The 24331-nt window shown below is 63.2% G+C and carries 19 protein-coding genes; 10 read left to right on the top strand and 9 right to left on the bottom strand.

From position 1 onward, the window contains the following. Window positions 1-13: 13 nt before the first annotated feature. Complete coding sequence (gene infC, locus AOT87_RS17185) at window positions 14-628, bottom strand: translation initiation factor IF-3 (RefSeq protein WP_075908808.1); 615 nt, start codon at window positions 626-628, stop codon at window positions 14-16. Window positions 629-913: 285 nt separating this feature from the next. Between infC and AOT87_RS17180 the strand changes: the two genes are divergently transcribed. The 4 genes from AOT87_RS17180 to AOT87_RS17165 all read left to right on the top strand — a co-directional run bounded on the left by AOT87_RS17180 (window position 914) and on the right by AOT87_RS17165 (window position 6397). Then, a complete protein-coding gene (locus tag AOT87_RS17180; protein ID WP_057968380.1) occupies window positions 914-1273 on the top strand; it encodes a DUF1844 domain-containing protein in 360 nt (119 codons plus the stop codon). Window positions 1274-1391: 118 nt separating this feature from the next. Then, entirely contained in the window at window positions 1392-4664 is a 3273-nt protein-coding gene (gene lysX / locus AOT87_RS17175; protein ID WP_057968411.1) for a bifunctional lysylphosphatidylglycerol synthetase/lysine--tRNA ligase LysX, read from the top strand. Between the two features lie 134 nt (window positions 4665-4798). Then, the gene (locus AOT87_RS17170) at window positions 4799-6118 is read left to right on the top strand and encodes an alpha/beta hydrolase-fold protein (RefSeq protein ID WP_057968379.1); all 1320 of its coding nucleotides are present in this window, start codon (window positions 4799-4801) and stop codon (window positions 6116-6118) included. 33 nt (window positions 6119-6151) lie between these two features. Next, window positions 6152-6397, top strand: a complete 246-nt coding sequence (locus AOT87_RS17165; RefSeq protein WP_057963962.1) for a hypothetical protein — start codon at window positions 6152-6154, stop codon at window positions 6395-6397. Here AOT87_RS17165 and AOT87_RS17160 read toward each other — a convergent pair. Then, window positions 6369-7850, bottom strand: a complete 1482-nt coding sequence (locus tag AOT87_RS17160; protein ID WP_057968410.1) for an AMP-binding protein — start codon at window positions 7848-7850, stop codon at window positions 6369-6371. The genes AOT87_RS17165 and AOT87_RS17160 overlap by 29 nt on opposite strands. A gap of 10 nt (window positions 7851-7860) precedes the next feature. Next, complete coding sequence (uvrA, locus tag AOT87_RS17155; protein ID WP_057968378.1) at window positions 7861-10815, bottom strand: excinuclease ABC subunit UvrA; 2955 nt, start codon at window positions 10813-10815, stop codon at window positions 7861-7863. 153 nt (window positions 10816-10968) lie between these two features. On the opposite strand from uvrA, the gene AOT87_RS17150 reads away from it, so the two are divergent. Then, window positions 10969-11646 carry an MBL fold metallo-hydrolase gene (locus AOT87_RS17150; RefSeq protein ID WP_057968409.1) on the top strand — a complete coding sequence of 226 codons (678 nt, stop codon included), beginning with the start codon at window positions 10969-10971 and terminating at the stop codon, window positions 11644-11646. Window positions 11647-11685: 39 nt separating this feature from the next. Here AOT87_RS17150 and AOT87_RS17145 read toward each other — a convergent pair whose 3' ends face one another. The 3 genes from AOT87_RS17145 to AOT87_RS17135 form a co-directional block, all read right to left on the bottom strand. Further along, window positions 11686-12126: a universal stress protein gene (locus tag AOT87_RS17145; RefSeq protein WP_030098068.1), complete on the bottom strand. Its 441-nt coding sequence runs from the start codon at window positions 12124-12126 to the stop codon at window positions 11686-11688. Between the two features lie 205 nt (window positions 12127-12331). Further along, window positions 12332-13777, bottom strand: coding sequence for a M20/M25/M40 family metallo-hydrolase (locus tag AOT87_RS17140; protein WP_057968377.1), 1446 nt, complete (start codon window positions 13775-13777; stop codon window positions 12332-12334). Window positions 13778-13790: 13 nt separating this feature from the next. Continuing rightward, on the bottom strand, window positions 13791-15239 hold the full coding sequence (locus AOT87_RS17135; protein WP_057968376.1) for an MFS transporter: 1449 nt from the start codon (window positions 15237-15239) through the stop codon (window positions 13791-13793). A gap of 46 nt (window positions 15240-15285) precedes the next feature. On the opposite strand from AOT87_RS17135, the gene soxR reads away from it, so the two are divergent. Then, the gene (soxR, locus tag AOT87_RS17130) at window positions 15286-15738 is read left to right on the top strand and encodes a redox-sensitive transcriptional activator SoxR (RefSeq protein ID WP_057968375.1); all 453 of its coding nucleotides are present in this window, start codon (window positions 15286-15288) and stop codon (window positions 15736-15738) included. Here soxR and uvrB read toward each other — a convergent pair whose 3' ends face one another. Then, complete coding sequence (uvrB, locus tag AOT87_RS17125) at window positions 15739-17898, bottom strand: excinuclease ABC subunit UvrB (RefSeq protein WP_057963966.1); 2160 nt, start codon at window positions 17896-17898, stop codon at window positions 15739-15741. Between the two features lie 65 nt (window positions 17899-17963). On the opposite strand from uvrB, the gene AOT87_RS17120 reads away from it, so the two are divergent. From AOT87_RS17120 to AOT87_RS17105, 4 genes are all read left to right on the top strand, one after another. Then, complete coding sequence (locus tag AOT87_RS17120; protein ID WP_057968374.1) at window positions 17964-18488, top strand: DUF402 domain-containing protein; 525 nt, start codon at window positions 17964-17966, stop codon at window positions 18486-18488. Then, window positions 18481-19479 (top strand): Gfo/Idh/MocA family oxidoreductase, encoded by a 999-nt coding sequence (locus tag AOT87_RS17115; protein ID WP_057968373.1) that lies wholly within the window; start codon window positions 18481-18483, stop codon window positions 19477-19479. The genes AOT87_RS17120 and AOT87_RS17115 overlap by 8 nt, the downstream gene beginning before the upstream one ends. Before the next feature lie 42 nt (window positions 19480-19521). Beyond that, window positions 19522-19932, top strand: a complete 411-nt coding sequence (locus AOT87_RS17110; protein WP_030098075.1) for a hypothetical protein — start codon at window positions 19522-19524, stop codon at window positions 19930-19932. Window positions 19933-19994: 62 nt separating this feature from the next. Further along, the gene (locus AOT87_RS17105; RefSeq protein ID WP_030098076.1) at window positions 19995-20471 is read left to right on the top strand and encodes a DUF5078 domain-containing protein; all 477 of its coding nucleotides are present in this window, start codon (window positions 19995-19997) and stop codon (window positions 20469-20471) included. A gap of 134 nt (window positions 20472-20605) precedes the next feature. Here the strand turns inward: AOT87_RS17105 and AOT87_RS17100 are convergent, their stop codons facing one another. Next, window positions 20606-23593: an MMPL family transporter gene (locus AOT87_RS17100; RefSeq protein WP_057968372.1), complete on the bottom strand. Its 2988-nt coding sequence runs from the start codon at window positions 23591-23593 to the stop codon at window positions 20606-20608. Next, window positions 23590-24006 carry an MmpS family transport accessory protein gene (locus AOT87_RS17095; protein WP_075874239.1) on the bottom strand — a complete coding sequence of 139 codons (417 nt, stop codon included), beginning with the start codon at window positions 24004-24006 and terminating at the stop codon, window positions 23590-23592. Before AOT87_RS17095 ends, AOT87_RS17100 begins: the two co-directional genes overlap by 4 nt. Between the last annotated feature and the right edge of the window lie 325 nt (window positions 24007-24331).

Genomic DNA, 24331 nt, shown 5'->3' with positions numbered 1-24331 from the left:
CGGTACTTAGGTATTACGGCTGTTCGGTGGGCGCTTGCTCGGCCGGCGGGGCCGCCTGGGCTGGGGCCGGCCCTGCAGGAGCCTCTGCCTGCTGAGCTGCCTTGGCCCGGGTCTTCGCACCCCGGTGCGGCGCCAGCACCATCGTCATGTTGCGGCCGTCCTGCTTCGCGGAGGTCTCCACGAAGCCGTACTCGGCGACGTCTGCGCCGAGCCGCTGCAACAGTCGGTAACCCAGTTCGGGCCGTGACTGCTCGCGTCCGCGGAACATGATCGTCACCTTGACCTTTGATCCGGCTTCCAGGAAGCGCACAACGTGGCCCTTCTTGGTTTCGTAGTCGTGATCATCGATCTTCGGCCGAAGCTTTTGTTCTTTGACGACGGTCTGCTGCTGGTTCTTGCGAGACTCGCGCTCCTTCAGAGCCGTCTCGTACTTGAACTTGCCGTAGTCCATGATTTTGCAGACCGGAGGCCTGGCATCTGGGGCTACCTCGACAAGGTCGAGATCGGCGTCTGCGGCGACGCGCAGCGCATCTTCGATCCGCACGATGCCGACCTGTTCGCCTTTCGGGCCGATCAAGCGGACTTCGGGTACGCGGATGCGTTCGTTGATGCGGGTCTCAGTGCTGATGTGGCCTCCCTGGCTCGTCCTCTATCTGTCGTGACCGCAACGCGGTTCGACGGGGACAAAAGCGGGTCCATCAGCACTCTGCTCGTTACGAACAGAAAAGCCCTGCACATGGCAGGGCCCGAAGCCGACCGGTCACGACGACACACGCCGTCCTGCATATGCAGAACAACCACCCAGGGGTGGCTGGACCGGACCGCTGTACCTTGTTGGCCAGCGGTGGGAGCGGGACTCCACTTGATGTCCCCGACGGAGCCGGGAACGGTCGCACATGACAGTCTAGCAGCCGTGACCGATGACCTTGACCACGATGATCACGACCAGTCCACGACCGCGGATGTCCGCGAGCTTGCCGACATTCCGGCGATCGAGGTGATCACCAAGGCCATTGTGATGCTGATGAGCTCCAGCGCCGAGAAGCTGGGTCTGTCCTCTCCCGATCCGGACGAAAGCCCGCATCGCGATCTGGACGAGGCGCGCCGGCTCATCACGGCCCTGGCCGGTCTGGTCGCCGCTTCCGTGGAGTACTTGGGTCCACACGCTGCGCCGATCCGCGACGGATTGCAGAGTCTGCAGAAGGCTTTCCGGGAAGCCAGCGCCATTCCGGACGAACCCGGCCAGGGTCCTGGCGAGAAGTACTTGCGCTGAGCATCAGTAAACTGCCAGCTACACGGCCTATCCTCGCTAGGTGACGTTGTCTGATTCTCTTCGCGCAGGCCGCTCATCGTCCGAGGTTCGCGCTTCACCGCCACTAGCCGCCCCGGGAATCGGCAAGACCCCCAAGCCAATTCCCTCATCTACCTCGAAACTGCACTGGGTACCGACCTTCTTCGGATGGCTGGTCGGGGTTTTCGCGGCGATGATCTTCCTGTCGAGCATCTCGCCGATCATCCGGCACCTGACACAGGTTCCTCGTGCCTTTATCGACGAGTATCTGTTCGACTGGCCCGATACCAGCCTCGCGTGGGCCTTCGTGCTGTCGCTGCTGGCGGCGGCCCTGGCAGTGCGCAAGAGCATCGCGTGGTGGATTCTGCTGATCAACCTGACGGTGCTGTCGGCCCTCAATATCGGTGGTCTCATCCAGCACCGCGACGCCGTAGAGATCCTCGGACTGGTGCTCCATGGCGGCACGATCATCCTGCTGACCCTGGCGCGTCACGAGTTCTATGCGAAGGTCCGTCGCGGCGCGACGCTCAAAGCCGTCGCCGTACTCATCGGCGGTTTGGCGCTGGGAACGCTCGTCGCCTGGGCCCTCACCGAGATGTTCCCGGGCTCGCTGGCCCGCTCCGACCGTTTCTGGTGGGCGCTCAACCGCGTGGCCGGTTTCTCGCTTGCCGATCATGAGTACTTCGACGGCCACCCTCATCTCTTCTTGAACTGGCTCTTCGGCCTGTTCGGAGCGCTGGCGCTGATGTCCGCCGCCGTCGTTTTGTTCCGCTCTCAGCGCGCGGTCAACGCGTTGACCGGTGACGACGAATCGCTGATCCGCGGTCTGCTCGAGCGTTATGGGCAGGACGACTCTCTCGGATACTTCGCGACCCGTCGCGACAAGGCCGTCATCTTCGCGCCCAATGGCCGGGCAGCCGTGACCTATCGCGTAGAGGTGGGCGTCTGCCTGGTCAGCGCGGACCCCATCGGGGACAAAACGGCGTGGAGCCAGGCCATTGCCGCATGGCTGCAGGTGTGCCAGGCATACGGCTGGGCACCGGCAGTGATGGGTGCGAGCGCCGAGGGCGCGCTCGCCTACCGGGAGCACGGCCTGAACGCGCTGGAACTCGGCGACGAGGCGATCCTGTACCCGCGGTCGTTCTCGATATCGGGTCCGCACATGGCGGCGGTCCGCCAGGCCGTCAACCGCGCCCGGCGCTCGGGATTGTCGGTGCGTATCCGCCGCCATCGCGAATTGTCGCCGGACGAGGCGAAGCAGATCATCACCAACGCCGACTTGTGGCGTGACGGCAACACCGAACGCGGATTCTCCATGGCCCTGGGGCGGTTGGGTGATTCCACCGACGGCGACTGCCTTCTGGTGGAAGCGGTCGACTCCGACGACAACCCCGTCGCCATGCTGTCGCTGGTGCCCTGGGGCGCCAACGGGGTATCCCTCGAATTGATGCGCCGTTCGCGCCAATCACCCAACGGCACAATAGAATTCATGGTTACCGAGCTGCTCACTCGGGCAGAGGCCATGGGAATCACCCGGGTCTCTCTCAACTTCGTGATGTTCCGCTCGGTCTACGCGGACGGCTCCCGTATCGGGGCGGGCCCGGTGCTCCGGCTGTGGCGCTCGGTGTTGATGTTCGCCTCACGGTTCTGGCAGTTCGAGCAGTTGTACCGCTCGAACGTGAAGTATCAGCCGGAATGGGTGCCACGGTTCGCCTGCTACGAGGATGCCCGGCTCATCCCCCGGATCGGCATCGCCTCGGTGATCGCCGAGGGATTCCTGGTCTTGCCGTTCGGCAATCGGGACAAGCCACGGCACACCGGTCAATACAGTGCGGTGCCACAGTCCATCGTGGCCACCGGACTGCTGCACCACGACGGCACCGCCCCCGATCTGCCACCGCAGTCCACGGCACTGCAGAGAGTGCCGGAGCAAGTCAAGGTGCGGCTCGGCAAGCTTGCGGCCCTGCAGGAGCGGGGAATCGACGCATACCCGGCCGGCTCACCGCCCAGCCACACCGTCGCGGAGGCCCTGGCCGCCACCGACGGTACCGAGGTCGTCATCAGCGGTCGCCTGCTGCGCATCCGCGACTATGGCGGTGTGCTTTTCGCGCAGCTGCGCGACTGGTCGGCAGAGGTGCAGCTGCTCATCGACGATCCCCTGCTGCATGAAGAGTTCACCGCCGCCATCGACCTCGGCGACCTGGTCGAGGCCAGCGGTGTCATGGGTCAGTCGCGCAACGGCACCCGGTCCGTGCTGGTGCGATCGTGGCGAATCATCGGTAAATGCCTGCATCCACTGCCCGATAAGCGCAAGGGTCTCACTGACCCTGAGGCCCGGGTGCGCGCTCGATACCTTGATCTGGCGATCAATCCAGAGGCCCGCGACCAGATCGCGGCGCGCAGCGCCATCATCACCTCGCTGCGTAACACCTTGCTATCACAAGGATTTTTAGAGGTCGAGACGCCGATCTTGCAACAGGTGCACGGCGGAGCCAACGCGCGTCCCTTCCTGACACATATCAACGCGTACAACTTGGACCTCTATCTGCGTATCGCACCCGAGCTTTATCTCAAGCGACTCTGCGTCGGTGGCGTGGAGCGGGTCTTCGAACTCGGCCGGGCCTTCCGCAATGAGGGCGTGGACTTCAGCCACAACCCCGAATTCACGCTGCTGGAGGCGTATCAGGCGCACGCCGATTATCTGACCTGGGCCAAGACGACCCAACGGCTGATCCAAAACGCCGCCAAGGCAGCGCACGGCAGTGAAGTGGTGATGCGGCCCCGCGAGGACGGCGCCGACGGGAAGCTGGCCCCCGTGGACATCAGTGGCGAATGGCCCATCATCCCGCTGCACGAGGCCGTGTCTCGAGCCCTCGGCGAACAGATCGATGCGACAACGGAAGTTCCTACGCTGCAACGATTCTGCCGATCGGCGGAGGTGCAGTTCAATCCGCGATGGGACGCCGGGCATCTGGCGCTGGAGCTCTACGAGCAGCTCGTCGAGAAGCACACCACCACACCCACCTTCTACAGTGACTTCCCGGTCTCGGTGTCGCCCCTGACCCGGCCACACCGGACCACCGTCGGGCTGGCCGAGCGGTGGGATCTGGTGGCCTGGGGTGTCGAGCTCGGCACCGCCTATACCGAGTTGACCGACCCGGTGGAGCAGCGTCGCCGCCTGTACGAGCAGTCACTTCTGGCGGCGGGCGGCGACGCCGAGGCCATGGAACTCGACGAGGACTTCCTGCGCGCGATGGAATACGCCATGGCGCCCACCGGCGGTATGGGCATGGGAGTCGACCGTGTGGTCATGCTCATCACGGGGCGCAGCATCCGCGAGACGCTGCCGTTCCCGCTGGCCAAACCCCGGTAACGCACAGTGAATCTGTTCGGATTCCGTACCCGGATTCGTCTAAAACCTGACAGACAATTCACAGGTATCTAGGCCATCATGGGTGCGTGTCCGGTCATGACATCTCGTTGTTACATGGGAGCTTCCCCGTCTCCATGCAGGTCATTGCCGGTTTTGCGCTCGTCATCGCGATAGGGCTGCGCACCGGTGGGTGGTTTCGGCGCTGGTTGCCCGTTGCCGTGGCCGTCGGTGGCTCCCTCGCCGCGTGGGCCTACTGGTACATCCAGTCCGAGGGCTGGGCAGACAGGGGCAATCCGGCTCCGCTGATGCTGTGGGTATGGATCGCGCTCACCGGTGTGGCCGCCACGGTCCTGGTGGTGGGCTGGCGCACGGCACGCTGGTGGCGTCGCGCGGTCGCGGTCACCGCGGTACCGCTGGCGGTCCTCTCCGGGTCACTGATGCTGAATCAATGGACCGGATATGTGCGCAGCGTCCAGTCCGGGTGGGCGCAGCTGACCGCGGGCCCGCTACCCAACCAGGCCGATATGGCCACGGTGACCGCTGCCCGCGCAGAGCGCCGAGGGCCGACGATGACCAAGGGCAAGCTCGTGCCGGTGGATATCCCGGCCGACGCCAGTGGATTTCGCCATCGCCAGGAGATCGTCTACCTACCTCCGGCATGGTTTGATTCGACCCGCACCCAGTTGCCGACGATCATGATGATCGGCGGCGAGTTCAACACCCCGAGCGACTGGATCCGCAGCGGCAACGCCGTCGAGATGGCGGACGCCTTCGCCAGCCAGCACGGCGGAAACGCTCCCGTCATGGTGTTCGTGGACGCGGGTGGCTCGTTCAACAACGACACCGAATGCGTGAACGGCCCGCGCGGTAACTCCGCCGACCATCTCACGAAGGACGTTGTCCCGTTTATGGTGTCACGCTTTGGCGTGAGCCCACGGCCACAGAACTGGGGTGTGGTCGGCTGGTCGATGGGTGGCACCTGCGCGGTGACGCTCGCGGTCAAACACCCCGAACTGTTCAGCGCCTTCGAGGACATCGCCGGCGATATGTCGCCGAACACCGGGAACAAGGCGCAGACCATTGCTCGTCTTTTCGGCGGTGACGCCGCGGCATGGGAGCAGTTCGACCCGGCGACGGTGATGTCGCGCAATGGGCCGTACACGAACACCTCCGGATGGTTCGACGTCAATGGGATGCACCGCGCCGGATCCGGGGCGATCACCAGCACGGGCGCGGTGCCGGGAGCGGCAGCGACGGTGCCACTCAGCGATCAGGACCGCGCCGCGCATCGGCTATGCGAGCTCGGTGCGGCACAGGGAATCTCGTGCACGGTGCAGCACAAGCCCGGTGAACACAAGTGGCCGTTCGCGCAGACGGCGTTCACGTCGGCGCTGCCCTGGATGGCGGGCCGCATCGGCACGCCCATGGTGCCCGATGTGCCATTGCCGCGCTAACCGCTGTGTGCGGGCGGAGTAGCGTCGGGCGCTATGTCCGATACGCCTGATCCGGGATACACCGACAACGGTGTGCCGACGTTCGAGTCGGTGCGCGAGAAGATCGAAACCCGATCCGGCACCGCCGCCGGGTCCGCCGAGCTGGATGCCGAAAGCGAAGAGGGCCGTGCACTGGAGGAGCAGTTCGAGGCCAGAAGCCGGGCCGCCGCCGATCGGATCGAGGAGATCCGCAGGTCGATGCGCGAGGAAGCTAGCCCGTCGCGGCCCGACGAGCAATAGCCTGCTCGCGGACGAGGCTGCGCCGGACCTTGCCTGAATCCTCACGCAGCGGCTCGGCAACGAACTCGATGGTGCGCGGGACCTTGTAGAGGACGATCTGGTCGAACAGATAGTCGCGCAGCTGATCTTCGGTCACATTCTGCTCGGCATGCACGACCGCGTGCACGGTCTGTCCGAGGTCGTCATCGGGCAGGCCAACGACGACACTGTCGATCACTCCGGGGTAACCGTTCATGACGGACTCGACTTCGGCGGGGAAGACATTGGCCCCACCCGTCACGATCAGGTCGGTACGCCGGTCGCTCATGTAGAGGTAGCCGTCGTCATCGAGCCAGCCGAGATCGCCGATGGATTCCCATGTTCCGAACCGCTTGATCTCGGCGCCAAGGTACTTGTAGGGCTTGGGCATGCCTTCCCACGGGCGCATGAAGATCTCCCCCACCTCGCCCGAGGGCACCGGGTTTCCTTCCTCATCGAGAATCGCCAGCTCACCCAGCGCGGGCTTGCCGACGGAGCCACGATGGGCCAACCACTCCGGGCCGGTGATGATGGTGCCGCCGATGGCCTCGGTGCCCGCGTACAGTTCCCAAATCACCTCGGGGCCCAGCAGGTCGATCCACGCTTGTTTCAGCCACACCGGACACGGGGCAGCCATGTGCCACAGCACCCGGATGCTGGATAGGTCGAATTGGCCGGGATGCTGGCGGACCTCACGCAATATTCGCGACATCATGGTGGGAACCACCTGCAACCAGGTGACCTTGTGCTTGTCGATCAGTTCGAGAGCCTGTAGGGCGTCGAATTTCGGCTGCACGATCAGATGATGCCCGAGTAGCAGCCCGTACGATGAAAACATCAGCGGCGCATTGTGATACAGCGGTCCGGCGACGAGCTGAACATCTCCCGACTGCATGCCCATGATCTCTCCCGCGGCAGGGCCGGTGATGGCCGCGGGGCTGGGGGCCAGGATGATCTTGGGCCGGCCGGTGCTGCCTCCCGACGTGGGCGCCTTCCAGGCCGGCGACACCACCTCAGGTAAGGGGCCTGCGGCGCGGTCTTCGGCCGTGGGCTCGAATCCTGCTGGGACACAGACTCGATCCGGATGATCGGCCGGATCGACTCCGACCACGAGCGCCGAGTCGGCCAGCTCGACGATTGCCCGACGTTCGGCCAGCGGCAGCCGCCAGGACACCGGTTGTGGGGTGGCGCCAAGCTTCCACACTGCGATTTGAGCCGCGAAGAACTCCACCGAGTTCGGCAACCCTATGGTGACGAGGTCACCCTGCTGCACACCCAGCCGCTGATAGGCGTGCGCCAAGGCGATGGCACGCCGCTCCAGTTCGGCCCTGGTGACCACCTCGGTACCGCAGGTGATCGCCGGTGCATCGGGTGCCGATTCCGCGAGGTTGGCGAGGATACGAACGAACGGTTCACCAACTACCTCGTCAGTCATGAATGCCACCCTAGACCGGCGTGACAACCTTCCTGGTCCGCGGTTTGGCGGGCGGCTTTCCGGCACTCTTCGCCGGAGCCTTCGCGGGGGTCTTGCCGTTGCGTTGGGGCTTGGGCAACATGTCCGCGAGGAACTCACCGGTGTGGCTGCCCGTGGTCTGCGCCACCACTTCGGGAGCGCCCTGCGCCACCACGGAACCGCCGCCCGATCCGCCTTCGGGGCCCATGTCGATGATCCAGTCCGATGTCTTGATGACATCGAGGTTGTGCTCGATCACGATCACGGTGTTGCCCTTGTCGACCAAGCCGTTGATCACAGTGAGCAGCTTGCGGATGTCCTCGAAATGCAGCCCTGTGGTGGGCTCGTCGAGGATATAGACGGTCTTGCCCGTTGAGCGCTTCTGCAGCTCGGCAGCCAGCTTGACGCGCTGCGCCTCGCCTCCGGACAGTGTCGGAGCCGGCTGCCCCAGACGCACGTAGCCCAGACCGACCTCCACCAGCGTGTTCAGATACCGGTGGATGGAGGTGATGGGCTCGAAGAACTCGGCGGCCTCCTCGATGGGCATGTCCAGCACCTGCGCGATGGTCTTGCCCTTGTAGTGGACCTCGAGCGTCTCCCGGTTGTAGCGCGCGCCATGACACACCTCGCACGGCACGTATACGTCCGGAAGGAAGTTCATCTCGATCTTGATGGTGCCGTCGCCCGTGCATGCCTCACAGCGCCCGCCCTTGACGTTGAACGAGAAACGGCCGGGTTGATAACCGCGCACCTTGGCCTCGGTGGTGGCCGCGAACAACGTGCGGATCTTGTCGAACACCCCGGTGTAGGTGGCCGGATTGGAGCGCGGTGTGCGCCCGATAGGCGACTGATCCACCCGCACGAGCTTGTCCACCTGATCCAGGCCGGTCACGCGGGTATGCCGGCCGGGAACCTGCCGTGCACCGTTGAGCTTGTTGGCCAACACCGTAGCGAGGATGTCGTTGACCAGTGTCGACTTTCCCGAGCCCGATACTCCGGTGACCGAGGTCAATACCCCGAGCGGGAAGGAGACGTCGATGTCCTTGAGGTTGTGCTCGCGCGCACCGACCACGGTGACCTGACGCTTGGCATCGATCGACCGGCGCATGGGTGGCAGCGGAATGCTCGCAGCCCCAGAAAGATACGAGCCCGTGACGGAGTGCTTGTTTTTCAGCAGCTCGGCGTAGGTGCCGCTGTGCACCACCTGGCCGCCGTGCTCCCCCGCCGCAGGCCCGATGTCGACAACCCAGTCTGCGTGTTTGATGGTGTCCTCGTCGTGCTCGACGACGATCAGCGTATTACCGAGATCCCTTAGCCGCGTAAGTGTCTCGATGAGTCGGCGATTATCGCGCTGATGCAGACCGATAGACGGCTCGTCCAGCACATAGAGCACACCCACCAGACCGGAGCCGATCTGAGTGGCCAGCCGGATGCGCTGAGCCTCACCACCGGAGAGCGTGCCCGCCGCCCGCGACAACGACAGATACTGCAAGCCCACGTCCAGGAGGAACCCGAGCCGGAACTGGACTTCCTTGAGTACCTGTCCCGCGATGGCTTGCTCACGGTGCCCGAGGGTCAGCGTGTTGAGGAACTGAGCGCACTCGGCGATCGACAGGTCACAGACCTGCGCGATCGATTTGGTGCCGTGCTCCCCCGCGGTCAACGTCACGGAGAGGATCTCCGGCTTGAGCCGGGTTCCGTCGCACACGGGACACGGGATGTCCCGCATGAAGCCTTCGTAGCGCTCCTTGGCCCATTCGGACTCGGTCTGCTCCATGCGGCGTTGCAGAAAGGCCAGTACGCCTTCGAACTCGGCGTAGTACGACCGGGTGCGGCCGTACCGGTTCTTGTACCGGACATGCACCTGTTCGGACGAGCCGTCCAGGATCGCCTTCTTCGCGGCGGCGGGAAGCTTCTTCCAGGGGGTGTCCACATCGAACCCGAGGGCATCGCCCAGCCCCGCCATGAGCCGGACGAAGTAGTCGGCGTTCTGGCCCATAGACCAGGGTGCGATGGCGCCCTCGGCGAGTGTCATATCCGGGTCGGGGACCACCAGATCGGGGTCGACTTCCTTCTTGATTCCCAGACCGGTGCACTCGGGGCAGGCGCCGTAGGGCGAGTTGAACGAAAACGACCGCGGTTCAAGATCATCCACTGCCAGCGGGTGACCGTTGGGGCACGCGAGCTTCTCGGAGAACCTGCGTTCACGGTGCGGCGAATCTTCCTCGGCGTCGACGAACTCGAGCACGACGATGCCGTCGGCGAGGCGCAGCGCAGTCTCCACCGAGTCCGTCAGTCGCTGCTTGGAGCTGGCCTTGACGGCGAGACGGTCGATGACCACCTCGATGTCATGCTTCTCCTGCTTCTTGAGCTTGGGCGGGTCGGTGAGCGAATGCACCACGCCGTCAACCCGAATGCGGCTGTAACCCTGCGAGTTCAGCTGCTCGAAGAGGTCGACGAACTCGCCCTTGCGCGTGCGGACCACGGGAGCGAGCACCTGGAACCGCAGGCCCTCCTCCATATCCAGCACCTGATCCACGATCTGCTGCGGGGTTTGCTTGGCGATCTTCTCCCCGCACACCGGGCAGTGTGGGGTCCCGGCCCGCGCATACAACAGACGCAGGTAGTCGTAGACCTCGGTGATGGTGCCCACCGTGGACCGGGGGTTGCGGTTGGTGGATTTCTGGTCGATCGATACCGCAGGCGACAACCCCTCGATGAAATCAACATCGGGCTTGTCCATCTGCCCCAGAAACTGGCGGGCGTACGCGGACAGCGATTCGACGTACCTGCGCTGCCCCTCGGCAAAGATGGTGTCAAAGGCCAGACTGGACTTCCCAGATCCGGAGAGGCCCGTGAAGACGATGAGGCTGTCTCGGGGTAGGTCAAGGTCAATACCGCGCAGGTTGTGCTCACGCGCGCCCCGCACGATCAGACGGTCGGCCACCTGTCTCCTTCCACACTGCCCCATGAGCAGGTGTTTTCGCATAGCTCAGCGGCCGTATCCCCATCTGGAACCGGAGCCGACTGAGTCGTCGACTCCATGCTAGGACGAGGCACCGACAACCTCCCCGCCACTGGGGGCCACTACGGTGAAACCATGACCTCCATCACCATCGACGACGACTACTCCGGCCATCTCGAGCCGGGCACTGGGGTTGCTCGTCGCACCGTGAGCGGCGCGACCATCATCAAGGCCTCGGTGGGGCCGATGGATAACAACGCATACATTGTCACGTGCACCAACACCGGCAAGTCGTTGCTGATCGACGCGGCCAACGATGCCGAGCGGTTAGCCGCCCTGCTGGACGAGAACGCCCCGGATATCGAGCTGATTGTCACCACGCATCAGCATTTCGATCACTGGCAGGCACTCGAGGCGATCGTCCAGAAGACCGAATCTCGCAGTGCCGCGCATGATTTAGATGCCGGACCGCTTCCGGTACCGCCCACGACGCTGCTGGCCGGGGGCGACAGCTTCGACATCGGTGACCTGCATTTCGACGTGATCCACCTGCGCGGACACACTCCGGGCTCGGTGGCCGTGGCCTTCACCGCCGACGGCGTGACGCACCTCTTCACCGGGGATTCACTGTTCCCGGGTGGTGTCGGAAAGACCTTCAGCCCCGAGGACTTCGACCAGCTGCTCGACGATGTCAGCGAGCGCCTCTTCGGCGCCTACCCCGACTCCACGGTCGTATACCCCGGACATGGTGACGACACCACGTTGGGCGCCGAGCGCGGATCGCTCGGCGAATGGCGCGAACGAGGCTGGTGAGCCGGCCCCGTTCGCGCTCGTCGGTCTAGATCTCTAGGTCTAGGTGGTGTGAACGATCAGCACGTCGCACTTGGAGCGGCGTGCGACATCCGAAGGAACCGACCCCAGCAGGCGTCCGGCAATGGTGTTCAGACCGACATTGCCGACGACCAGCAGATCAGCCTTGGAATCCACCACCAGATCCAGCAGCGCATCCACTGGCGCTCCCTCGATAGAGCGCTCTTCGACGCTCGTCGCGCCCGCCGCTGCTGCGCGCTCGCGGGCGGTGCGCAGGATGTCGTAGACGGGTGCCTTGCCGGTGACCTTGTACGCGTCCTCCTTGAGGACATCGGCCGAGTGGGGGTTGTTCTCCGGGAAGTACGCGGTCGCGACGATGAGCTTGGCACCGGCAGCGCCCGCGATGGCTCCAGCGCGGTCGACCGCCCGGTACGACGAATCCGATCCGTCGGTACCGACAACGACAGTGCTGTATGCACTCATGAAAGGTCCTCCAGTTCCGTTTGACCAGGCCAGACGAGATTAGCCGGGAAGGGCCCCGGCCATGCGTCATTTGGCTGATTGTGTCGGGCTATGCGGATGATTTTCTCTCGCGGGCTGCGCGCGCAGGTATGGCCTGCGCCTCAATACCGCTATGAGGACCGTCACGCGCCATTACGCCGCGAGTTCACCGCCGTTCGAGTAAAAGTCACGCACCATTCGAGTAGAGCTTGATGACTTGGTAGAGGAATGCCCGTCCGTCGTACAGGGATTTCACCTGGATTCGTTCGTCCAGGCCATGCGCGTGGGTCTCCCCCGGCTGGGCAAATATGCCGCTGAGTCCATACACCGGGGTCTTCCCGAAGTAGATGGCATCGGTTGCTCCGGTCGACATGGTCGGTACCAGCGGCACTCCGGGCCACATGGATCCGGCCACGGCCTTGATGGGGTCGATGATCTGCGGAGTCAACGGTGGGACGGTGGCGACGTTGGTGCGGAACTCCTTGGCGGGCTTCACGGTGACCTTGGGATCGTTGACCGCCTTGACAATGCTCTCTTGCACCGCGGCGGCGCTCCCGTCGGGCAATATGCGGCAGTTCACATTCGCGGTGGCGCGTTGCGGCAGCGCATTATTGGCGTGTCCCCCTTCAATTTTCGTAGGGACACAGGTGGTGCGCAGCATCGCGTTGTACAGCGGATTCCGGGACAGCACCGACGCCGCCGCCTGATCGTGCGGATTGGCGACGATTGCCGACATCGCCTGACCCACTTCACCCGGCTGCAGCGGAGCCTGCGCCGTGAAATATGCCCGGGTCACATCGTTGAGCTGAACCGGGAATGGCGCGGTGGCCAGCCGGTTCAGACCGGCTCCGAGATCCTGTATCGCGTTGAACGGTCGGGGCTGGCTGCTGTGTCCGCCCTCGTCGGTGACCTCAAGGGTGAAGTCCTGGTAGATCTTCTGACCCGCCTGGATCTCCAGCAGGATGGGTTTGTTCTGTTCGTCGAGGTCGCCGCCGGCGCCCTCGTTGACGACGAATTCAGCGTCGACGAGCTCCGGCCGGTTTTGATGCAGCCACTCAGCACCGTTGACCTGCCCGCCACCTTCTTCACCACAGGTCAAGGCGATCCGGATGGGGCGTTTGGGCACGAAGTTCTCGGCGCGGTATCGAATGAGACTGTCCACGAAGATCGCGGCCATGGCCTTGTCGTCCTCGGCACCGCGGGCGTAGAAGTATCCGTTCTCCTCGGCGAGGGTGAACGGATCACGCTTCCAGTCCTCGCGTTTGGCTTCGACAACGTCGATATGCGCCAGCAGCAGAATGGGCTTGGCATTCGCGTCGGCTCCGGCCAGTGTGGCGATCAATCCACCGTCCTTGGGATGATCCGGCGGACTGAACAGCACCAGGTCCTTGTCGCCGTATCCGGCGGACTTGAGACGATCGGCCATCTTCTGCGCGGCCTCGGTGCAACTCCCCTGCGATGCGGTCGTGTTGGTCTCGATCAACTCCCGGTACAAGTCTCGAAACGCGGCGCGATCCTCGGTGCTGGAAGGAGCGCTCGTTGCCGGCGAGCCCTGGTTCTGTGTCGTCCCGCAGGAAGTGAGTGCGAGCACGGCGGCCACGAGGGCGAAAATCCGATGCATGGTTCCGTTCATACACCCGGGACACCTACGTGGGGGCCCTTACCGCGCTCTCCCGCGCCGTGTTCGTCATGTCGACTCCTCGCCCGGGTCCGGCAGCGGCGCGAAACACTCTGGAGGACACCGCGACACCCGATAGCACGATCGCGGCGAACCCCAGGTACAGCAGGTGGGCCCCGTGCGTGTCCGACCCGCCGAGATTGACGAGCACCCCCGCCAACCCGGCACCGAAGGCTCCGGCTATCAGCTGCACGGTGCTGATGGCGGCTGCGGCCGCTGCGCTTTCACCCGAATCGGACGACATCGACATCGCCGCGGACGCCAAGTGCGGCCACGCCATGCCGATACCGGCTCCCGTCACCGCGAAACCGAGTGCCCACAATACGATCTCCAGGGCTCCGGCACCGTCGCGCTGTAACGCACCGGCCAGGACAAGTCCCGCCGCAACCACGACGGGAGCGATCGTCACCACACGTGCGATGGTCCGCGCCGTGGCCGATGCGCTGATCATTTCGCCAACGGTCCATCCGAATGCCAAGGTGGCCCCCAGGAATCCCGCAGCGACAGGGATCAGGTGCCCGAGGCGCTGACCAAAGAACGGAATGAATGTCTCCACCATGGAGGCCGCCGCCAGCACCGCGATCGTCAGATAGATCCACTTGAGCGGATTGCCGGCGAAGACCGCTTTGGGCAGTACCGATGCGGTGGCACGACGGTCAAGTACGACGAATAGGATCACCAGAGCAGCTGCTGCGGCGATCAACCCCACCATGGCGGGCATCGAGGACTGGAGCCCGGCCACGGCCACCAAAGCGGCCGCCGCCGTGAGGATGAGCAGCGACCGCAGCGGAGCACCGCGCCCGGTAGCCGCGACATTCGCACTATCCGTCCGGGGCAATACCGAGGGCACCATCGCAGCGATGCCCAGGGTGACCAGCGTCAACGATACGAATGCCCACCGCCACAGCCCGAACTGCGCGAACAGCCCGCCGGCCGCGGGACCCACGAAGGTCCCAACACCCCACATTGCCGATGTGAGCGCCGAGGCACGCGTCCATAACCGTTGTGGCAGAGAAAGATTGATGACCGCATAGGCCAACCCTGCAAGCAGTCCGCCGGCCGCCCCCTGGATCACGCGCCCGGCGAGCATGACCTGCATTGCCGGTGCCACCGCACACACGAGGGTGCCGACCGCGAACGCGCCGAACGCCAGAAGGTACGCGCCCCGGGGGCCGGCCCGGCCAAGAAGCGGACTCACCACAGTCGCGGCACTGACCGAAGCGATCAAATACAGCGTTGTCACCCATGCGTAGAAACGTTCCCCACCGATGTCAGCGACGGCGCTCGGCAACAGACTGGTGGTGAGATACACGTTGGTGGCGTACAGCGCCACCCCACCGGCCAGCACCGTGACGATGCCGAGTTGCCGCCCGCACAACAGATCCCGCCAGCTGCCGGTCGCCTGATCGTGAGTCATGACGACACGCTATGAGCTAAAGTGCACTTGAGATCAAGGAGAGGTGATGAAGGACAAGGCCGAGCTGTTGCCGATAGGCGAGGTGGCCAGGCGCTCCGGAATCGCGGTATCCGCCGTGCGGTACTACGCCGATATCGGCCTGATTCCCGCCGAACGCACATCCGGCAACGCACGGGTGTTCCGGCGTCACGCGTTGCGCCGAATCTCGCTGATCCGGGTCGCAACCGGATTCGGCATCCCCCTATCGGAAGTCGCCGAGGTGCTGTCGAGCCTGCCTGACGACCGGGCGCCGAGTACTCGTGATTGGCAACGAATCTCGCGCCAGTGGCATTCGCATCTGGAAGAGCGCAAGAACGCCATCGCGGACATGCAGGAGAAGCTCACCGGATGCATCGGCTGCGGATGCCTGTCCATGACCAAATGCACGCTGTTCAATCCTGCCGACGTCCTCGCCGAGGACGGCTCGACCGGCGCGCTCCTGCTCGCCGATCCGGGCTGATTACTTCAGGCCCGCGGCGTCCATACCGCGTAATTCCTTCTTCAGATCGGCGATCTCGTCACGGAATCGCGCCGCCAACTCGAACTGCAGATCGCGTGCCGCCGCCATCATCTGCTCGGTCATGTCCTTGATCAGATCGGCCAACTCGGCCCGAGGCATGCTCTTGGTATCGCGCCCCTCGAACACTCCGGCACTGACCGCGCGTCCCGGCTCACCCTGCGCCCGCCTGCCGCGACTCGCGTTGCGGCCCGATCCACCTACCGCCACTTCCTCGGTGTCTTCGGCTTCGCGGTACACCTGGTCCAGGATGTCAGCGATCTTCTTGCGCAGCGGTTGTGGGTCTATCCCGTTCGCCTCGTTGTATGCGATCTGCTTGGCGCGTCGGCGATCGGTCTCATCGATGGCCTCTTTCATCGAGTCCGTCATGGTGTCCGCGTACATGTGCACCTCGCCGGATACGTTGCGCGCGGCCCGGCCGATGGTCTGAATCAGACTCCTGCTGGACCGCAGAAATCCTTCCTTGTCGGCGTCGAGAATGGCGACCAGCGACACCTCGGGCAGGTCCAGACCTTCCCGTAAGAGGTTGATACCGACGAGGACGTCATACTCGCCGAGCCGGAGCTGACGCAGCAGTTCGACGCGCCGCAGGGTGTCCACCTCCGAATGCAGGTAACGCACCCGAATACCCATCTCCAACAGATAGTCGGTGAGATCCTCGGCCATTTTCTTCGTCAACGTCGTCACGAGCACCCGCTCATCGGCTTCAGTGCGTTGACGGATTGAGGCGATCAGATCATCGATCTGGCCTTTGGTGGGTTTGACGACCACCTTCGGATCCACCAGGCCGGTCGGCCGGATCACCTGCTCCACGAACTCGCCGCCGGCGGCATTGCGCTCATAGTTCCCGGGCGTCGCAGACAGATACACGGTCTGCCCGATTCGCTCGGCAAACTCTTCCCAGGTGAGTGGCCTGTTGTCGGTAGCCGACGGCAACCGGAAGCCGAAATCCACCAAATTCCTCTTACGCGACATATCCCCCTCGTACATGGCGCCGATTTGGGGAACCGTCACATGCGACTCGTCGATGACCAGCAGGAAATCGTCGGGGAAGTAGTCGAGCAGCGTCGATGGCGGGGTGCCGGCCCCGCGCCCGTCGATATGCCGCGAGTAGTTCTCGATCCCCGAGCAGAAGCCCACGTTGCGCATCATCTCGATGTCGTAATTGGTCCGCATCCTCAGGCGCTGGGCTTCCAGCAGCTTGCCCTGGCCCTCCAACTCGGCAAGTCTTTCCTCGAGCTCCTGCTCGACACCCTCAAGGGCCTTCGTCATCCGATCCGGCCCCGCCACGTAATGCGTCGCCGGAAAGATTCTTAATGAATTAGCTTGCCGTACAACATCTCCGGTGAGCGGATGCAGATAGTAGAGCGCCTCGACCTCGTCGCCGAAGAATTCGATGCGCACCGCCAGCTCCTCATACGAGGGAATGATCTCGACAGTGTCGCCGCGGACCCGGAAGGTGCCACGGGTGAATGCCATGTCGTTGCGGTTGTACTGCATGTCGACCAGCAGTCGCAGCAGCGCGTCCCGGGGCACTTCGAGCCCCACATCCAGTTGCACAGAACGGTCCAGATACGACTGCGGGGTGCCCAGACCGTAGATGCACGACACCGAGGCCACCACCACGACGTCGCGCCGGGACAGCAGGTTGGAGGTCGCGGAGTGCCGCAGGCGCTCCACGTCGTCATTGATAGAGCTGTCCTTCTCGATGTACGTATCGGTCTGCGCGATATAGGCTTCCGGCTGGTAGTAGTCGTAGTACGAGACGAAGTACTCGACAGCGTTGTGCGGCAACATTTCCCGAAGCTCGTTGGCCAGCTGCGCGGCGAGCGTCTTGTTGGGTGCCATCACCAGCGTCGGCCGTTGCAGCCGTTCGATGAGCCAGGCGGTGGTCGCCGACTTGCCGGTACCCGTGGCACCCAGCAGCACCACGTCCTTCTCCCCCGCCCGAACTCTGCGCTCGAGCTCGGCGATGGCACCCGGCTGATCGCCCGCGGGCTCATACTGACTGACGACCTCGAATCGCCCATCGGTACGCAAGACGTCAGTGACCGGGCGGTACTCGGAATGCGCAACGATGGGGTGTTCTGTTGCGAAAGCCATGTGCCCAGAGTAAGCCGACGGTCTGACATTCACCCGAGACGACAGGAAGGCAGCAGGAAACCAGCGTGCACCCGCCCAAACGCGAGATATTCGACCTCGATGCCATGACGAACACCGATCCCAAGGGAATCGTGCGGTCGGTGGATGAGTACCGGGTGGAGCCCTGGGGATTGTTCATGGCGCGCCCAACGCCCGGTCGGGCGCAGTTCCACTACTTGGAGTCCTGGCTGCTCCCGGCGTTGGGACTGCGGGCGAACATCTTCCATTTCAATCCGGGATACGAGCGCGATCAGGATTTCTACCTCGACGTCGGCGACTTTGTCCCCGGGCCGTCGCAGTGGCTGGCCGTCGACCACTATCTTGACCTCGTGGTGCGCTGCGGACGCGAGACCGAACTAGCCGATGTGGACGAGTTGCTCGAGGCGCACAGAGCAGGGTTGCTATCTGCTGCCGCATCCGAGCTCGCGATCCGCCGGGCAGCCACTGCCATCGATGCCCTCGCCGGGCACGGTCATGATCTGAACGCGTGGTTGAGCGCCACGGGAATGCCGCTAACCTGGCACGATCCGAACGGAGACACGCATGCCTGACACCATTCGCTGGGGAATCATCGGACCGGGCCGCATCGCGGGAAACGTGGCCCGCGATTTCCCACTCACACCGGGAGCAGAGCTGATAGCCGTTGCCTCGCGGTCGGCCGAACGTGCCCGCGACTTCGCGGAGACACATCGCATTCCGCGAGCCTTCGGCTCGTACCGGGAGTTGCTCGCCGATCCCGATGTGGACGCCGTGTACATCGCCACCCCACATCCCCAACATAGACAGGCCGCCATCGCCGCACTCACCGCGGGCAAGGCAATCTTGGTCGAGAAGGCCTTCACCGCGACGGCGGCCGGAGCGCAGGAGATCATCGATATCGCAAGGGCGCGTGGCGTTTTTGCCATGGAGGCGATGTGGACCCGGTTTCAGCCGGCGATCGTTGCGGCCAAGAATCTTGTCGACGACGGGGCCATCGGCGAGGTCCGCCAGGTCCAGGCAGACCTGGGAGTGGACCGCCCGTTCGATCCCGACGACAGGCTGTTCAGTCCGACGCTGGGCGGCGGCGCGCTGTTGGATCTCGGTGTCTACGTGGTCTCGCTGGCCCAGTACTTCCTCGGCGATCCGGCCGCGGTGGTGGCACATGGTTCGTTGTTCCCCACCGGGGTTGACGCCGAGGCCGGCCTGCTCCTGCGCTATGACGACGGACGCACCGCGACGCTGCTGTGTTCACTGCTACATCACACTCCCGGCCAGGCGCGCATATTCGGCACCGAGGGCTGGATCGATATCCTCCCCCGATTCCATCACCCTCGCGAAATCGTGTTGCACCGCAAGGGATCTGACCCTGAGTCGATAGTGAAGCCGCCCGTCGGTGGCGGATACAGTCACGAGCTGGCCGAGGTCACCGGATGCCTGCTCGAGGGCAGCGCGCAGAGCACCGTGATGCCCCTCGCCGACACCTTGGCCGTACAGCGGGTGCTCAACACGGCGTGCGAACAGCTCGGGGTGCATCACCGCGAAGACCCTGCTGACCTGGACTGATCACGTTGTCGTCGCCATTCGGACGCCGGTAAGATGCCCGGTATGCGCCCCCTCCTCCGTGGGCTGTGCGTTGCCGGGGCAGCGGCGATCACCTTCGCCCTGCCGGCAGCGCCAGCCTCCGCCGCCGAGTTGCACAACATCAGTTACATCGCTCGCGTCGATGGGATAGGCCGTGGCATCTCCGTGACGTTCAAGACCGATCCGGTGGAACGTCGTACCGAGCAACCGCGTCTGGGCCCCGGCGAGAGCTGGGAAGTGAATCTCGTCATGGATGATCCCCAACAGGCGGGCATGGCCGTACGGGTGCTGCCGCCCTATGGGGTCGGACTGCACTGCGAAGTGCAGGTCGACGATGTCGTGGTCGACTCCCAGGACCTCACGGTGCCGCCCGCGCTCGGGATCTTCAACGGGCCCGTTAACGACACGGTCACCTGCGGACACTTCAACCCGTAACCACCAGTCGAATTAGTCACTTTCGTACCCCGGACCTGCACAAAAACCGCTACAATGGCGCCATGCGCCTGAACTCTATTCGTAGCAATATTCGCGGTTCTTTCCGCGCTGCCGGAATTGCGATAGTCACCGCGGGAATTGCCGCGAGCACAGTGCCCGCGATTGCCTCCGCAGACTCCACCGATGACTACCCAGTTCCCCGCCGGATGCTGAAAACCACGTGTACAGCCGAACAATATCTGGCTGCGGTTCGCGATTACGACCCGATTTACTACACGCGGTACATGATCGATAAGAACAACAAGCCCGACTATGTGCAGCAGGCGACGATCGATCGGATTCATGAGTTCTTCGCCAAGGACTACGCGGGCCGTCGTGCCGAGTCCGAGGTTTTCGCGGTGAACTACCCGCCCGAGGCCTTGACATCGCAATGGCCCAACTGGGGCAAGATCTTCTTCAATAACAAGGGTGTCGTCGCGAAGGGCACCGAGAACTGCAGCAAGTACCCATCCGATATGTCGGTGTGGGACGGCCCCTAAACAAGCGCACGGAAAACGCCCCGCGGTGATCTACACCGGCGGGGCGTTTTTCTGTCTGTACAGCCGGACTGTGCAGACACCTGGAAAGAGTTCGGCCCCCATGCCGTGAGCATGGGGGCCGAACTCTTCAACCGTTAGATCGCAGGTCGCGGGAATTCCGTGGTGACTGGCTCGTCGTGCACGGGACCCGAACCGACCGGAACAGGAGCCGGCGGCGGTGGCGCCTGCTGCTCGACCGGCACCGGAGGCGGTGGCGGATCGGTGGCGTACTTGCTCACCTTCATGGGCCACCAGAACCATCGACCCATGAGCGCGGCAATTGCCGGCGTCATGAACGCCCGGATGATGAAGGTGTCGAAGAGCAGACCAAGGCAGATGGCCGACCCTGACTGGCCGATCGCGATCAGGTCGCTGGTGATCATCGACCCCATGGTGAACGCGAACACCAGACCAGCCTGGGTTGCCACACTTCCAGATCCGCCGACGCCTCGGAGAATCGCGGTGTTCAGACCACCGTGTAGCTCTTCCTTGAATCTGGACACCAAGAGCAGGTTGTAGTCCGATCCGACCGCCAACAAGATGATGACGGTGAACGGGAGCACGAACCAGTGCAGCTGCAGACCAAGGATGTGCTCCCACAACAACACTGACAGACCGAAGGACGCACCCAGCGATATCGCGATGGTTCCGACGATCGTGAATGCCGCCACGATGCTTCGCGTGATCACCAGCATGATCACGAAGATCAGGCACAGCGATGCGATGACCGCGATCATCAGGTCGTACTTCACCATCTCGCCGATGTCGTGGTACGTCGGTGCGGTACCACCCAGATAGAGCTTGGCTTCGTCCAGCGGCGTGCCCTTGATCGCGTTCTTCGCGGCCTTGAGCTCGACCTCGGTGTTGGCCAGTGACTCATTGCTGGCGTAGTCACCCTCATGGGTGATGATGAACTGCGCGGCCTTGCCGTCCGGCGACATCATCAGCTTGACACCCTTCTTGAAGTCCTCGTTGTCGAAGGCTTCCGGCGGCAAGTAGAAGAAGTCGTCGTTCTTGGCCTCATCGAACGCTTGACCCATCACCGTTGCGGTGTCGGTCATGCGATCCATCTGGCCGATCATGCCGTTCATGGTGCTGTACATGGTCAGCATGGTGTTCCGCATGTTTTTCGTAATGGCGATCATGGGCGGAAGCTGCTCAACCATCTGCGGCATGAGCCGGTCCATATTGGTTATGTCTTTGAGCAACCCCTGCATGCTCTCGGCTAGTTTGTCGATCCCATCAATGGTGTCGAATAGCGAGCGCATGGACCAGCACATCGGAATATCGAAGCAGTGCTTATCCCAATAGAAATAGTTACGCAGCGGCCGGAATTGATCGTCGAAATTGGCGATATTGTCCCGCATCTGATTGGTGACACTGATCATATCGGGGGTGGTCACCGTCGCCATATTGTGCGTGACGCCGACCAGCTCTTTCATGATGCTGTACATGCGTTCCATGATCGCGATCATGGAACCCATATCGTCGGCCATCTTCAACATGTCCGACATGCTGTTCTTCAGATAGTTCATGTTCTCGGTCATCGATACCGATTGCATACTCACCTGGAAGGGCACCGAACTGTGGTCGATGGGGGCACCCATCGGGCGCGTCATGCTCTGCACCTTGTTGATGCCCTCCACCCGGAAGACGTTCTTGGCGATTCGGTCCAGCACCAACATGTTGGCCGGGGTCCGCAGATCCTTGTCCGCTTCGACGATCAAGATGTCCGGGTTCATTCTCGCCTTCGAGAAGTGCCGGTCGGATGCCTGGAAGCCCTGGATCGACGGCAGACTGCCCGGGATGTAGTAGCGGTCGTTGTAGTTGACCGTGTACGAGGGCAGGATCCCCAGTCCCAGCAGCGCGATGATCATCGTGACTGCCAGGATCGGCCCGGGCCAGCGCACGATGGCGGTACCGATCTTGCGCCAGGTCCGATTCTTGATGGTGCGCTTGGACTCCAACAGCCCGAACTTCGTCGCGATCAGCAGTACCGCCGGCCCGATGGTCAGCGATGCGGCCACCACGACGAGCATGCCGATCGCACATGGCACACCGAGCGACTCGAAGTACGGCAGTCGTGTGAATTTCAGGCAGAAGGTGGCACCGGCGATCGTCAGACCGGAACCCAGAATCACGTGCGAGACACTGTGATACGTCAGATAGAAGGACTCGAGTCTCTCCTTACCCTCCGCTCTCAGTTCTTGATATCGCCCGATCAGGAAGATCGCGTAGTCGGTACCGGCCGCGATGGCCAATGAGGTCAGCAGGTTGACCGCGAATGTCGATAGTCCGATGATCTCGGCGTTGCCGAGAATCGCGACGACGCCGCGGGCGGCGCCCAGTTCGACGAACACCATGAACAGGATGAGCAGCACCGTCGTAATGGATCGGTAGATGAACAACAGCATGATGGTGATGACGATGAAGGTGATGCCCGTCATCTTGAGCATGCTCTTGTCGCCGGCGTCGTTCATATCCATCGTCAGCGCGGCCTGACCGGTGACGAAGACCTTGAGGCCGTCTGGATATGTGCCGTTCTTCTTGCTCTCGTCTATGAGCTTCGCGACGAGATCCTGTACGGCCGTTACGGATTCCTTGCCTTCGGTCGTGCCCTGATCTCCTCGGAGATTCAGCTGAACGTAGGCGGCTTTCTCGTCGACACTCTGCGCACCACCGGCGGTGATGCGGTCACCCCAGAAGTCCTGGGCGTATTCCACGTGGTTGGTGTCGGCCCGTAGCCGCTTCACCATCTCGCGGTAGAAGGTGTGCGCCTTGTCATTCATGTCCGTCGAGAACTTGGTGTCGTTCTCCAACAGGACCATGACCATGCTGTCGTCTTTGAACTGCTGGAACAGCTCACCTTGGCGCTTGATGGCCTGATATGACGGAGCGTCCTTGGACGCCAACGACACCGAGTGCTCTTTGCCGACCTCTTCGAGCTGCGGCACGACCACGTTGACGATGACAGTCAAGACCAGCCAGGCCAGAATGATCGGCACCGAGAAGGTGTGGATGAACCGCGCTATGCGCGAAGGCTTTTGGGTTGCGCCGTGAGTAGGAGCGCTATGTGTGCTCATGCGGATTTCACCATGCAGAAGACTTGGGCGTTGTGGTTGGACACGGTCTGCTCGTCCTTGACCTCGCCGTTGGACAGGATGCGGCAGCCGATTTCGTCGCTATCGCCCATCGCGACGACATTGGCGAAGACGGATGTCATGGTCGTCGTGATGGTGAGCGTCCACGGCAGGGTGGTGAACTGGGCGCGCTGCGGCTGCGCCCTGTCATCGAGATAGTTGACCTCGCCCTTTGTCCCTGCGGGACCGAAGATTTCGTAGACGATGTCTTTCGGGATGATGTTCTTGGAGTCGTCCTTGATACCGGCCGCCGAATTGATGCTGGTCGAGCCGAACACTCCGTGAAGCCGGTAGACGCCGAAGCTAGCGGCCGCGAGTGCCACTATCACGACGAGCGGGATCCATACCCGCGCCAATAACTTGAAAATCGTCCGATCCCCTTCACCCGTGTGGCCCGGGGGCCAACAACTCGACTCTGCCTATCGCGTCGGGCTATGCGTATCCGCCATTCGCGCGCAAATAGTTACCAGCCAGTACGACACCGTGTTGTTTGTGCGGAGTCAGCGAGCACACGGGCTGTCCGGTCACATCGTCCGTTCATCCCACCTGGCTCCGCTCATGCCCGTTTTCTCAGTAATTCGTAAGGGATACTACATACGTTTGTCAGGGAACTGTACATGTGCCGTCGGTCACAACTCGCACATTTACGCCCCGAGACGCTCGCAATAGCCTAGTTAGCTA

Origin of the sequence: Mycobacteroides sp. H003 (genome assembly GCF_001440135.1) — a bacterium.
In the GTDB taxonomy this organism is placed as follows: Bacteria; Actinomycetota; Actinomycetes; order Mycobacteriales; family Mycobacteriaceae; genus Mycobacterium; species Mycobacterium gwanakae.
This window is presented reverse-complemented; position numbering and strand designations above follow the sequence as displayed.

What these genes read in the sequence shown, in the direction of transcription:
- uvrB (WP_057963966.1), bottom strand. Translation starts at nt 17,898, where the DNA reads ATGGCTTTCGCAACAGAACACCCCATCGTTGCGCATTCCGAGTACCGC.
- AOT87_RS17135 (WP_057968376.1), bottom strand. Translation starts at nt 15,239, where the DNA reads ATGACTCACGATCAGGCGACCGGCAGCTGGCGGGATCTGTTGTGCGGG.
- AOT87_RS17160 (WP_057968410.1), bottom strand. Translation starts at nt 7,850, where the DNA reads ATGACTGACGAGGTAGTTGGTGAACCGTTCGTTCGTATCCTCGCCAAC.
- AOT87_RS17105 (WP_030098076.1), top strand. Translation starts at nt 19,995, where the DNA reads ATGCGCCTGAACTCTATTCGTAGCAATATTCGCGGTTCTTTCCGCGCT.
- AOT87_RS17145 (WP_030098068.1), bottom strand. Translation starts at nt 12,126, where the DNA reads ATGAGTGCATACAGCACTGTCGTTGTCGGTACCGACGGATCGGATTCG.
- AOT87_RS17170 (WP_057968379.1), top strand. Translation starts at nt 4,799, where the DNA reads ATGCAGGTCATTGCCGGTTTTGCGCTCGTCATCGCGATAGGGCTGCGC.
- AOT87_RS17110 (WP_030098075.1), top strand. Translation starts at nt 19,522, where the DNA reads ATGCGCCCCCTCCTCCGTGGGCTGTGCGTTGCCGGGGCAGCGGCGATC.
- AOT87_RS17100 (WP_057968372.1), bottom strand. Translation starts at nt 23,593, where the DNA reads ATGAGCACACATAGCGCTCCTACTCACGGCGCAACCCAAAAGCCTTCG.
- AOT87_RS17115 (WP_057968373.1), top strand. Translation starts at nt 18,481, where the DNA reads ATGCCTGACACCATTCGCTGGGGAATCATCGGACCGGGCCGCATCGCG.
- AOT87_RS17150 (WP_057968409.1), top strand. Translation starts at nt 10,969, where the DNA reads ATGACCTCCATCACCATCGACGACGACTACTCCGGCCATCTCGAGCCG.
- soxR (WP_057968375.1), top strand. Translation starts at nt 15,286, where the DNA reads ATGAAGGACAAGGCCGAGCTGTTGCCGATAGGCGAGGTGGCCAGGCGC.
- AOT87_RS17140 (WP_057968377.1), bottom strand. Translation starts at nt 13,777, where the DNA reads ATGAACGGAACCATGCATCGGATTTTCGCCCTCGTGGCCGCCGTGCTC.
- AOT87_RS17165 (WP_057963962.1), top strand. Translation starts at nt 6,152, where the DNA reads ATGTCCGATACGCCTGATCCGGGATACACCGACAACGGTGTGCCGACG.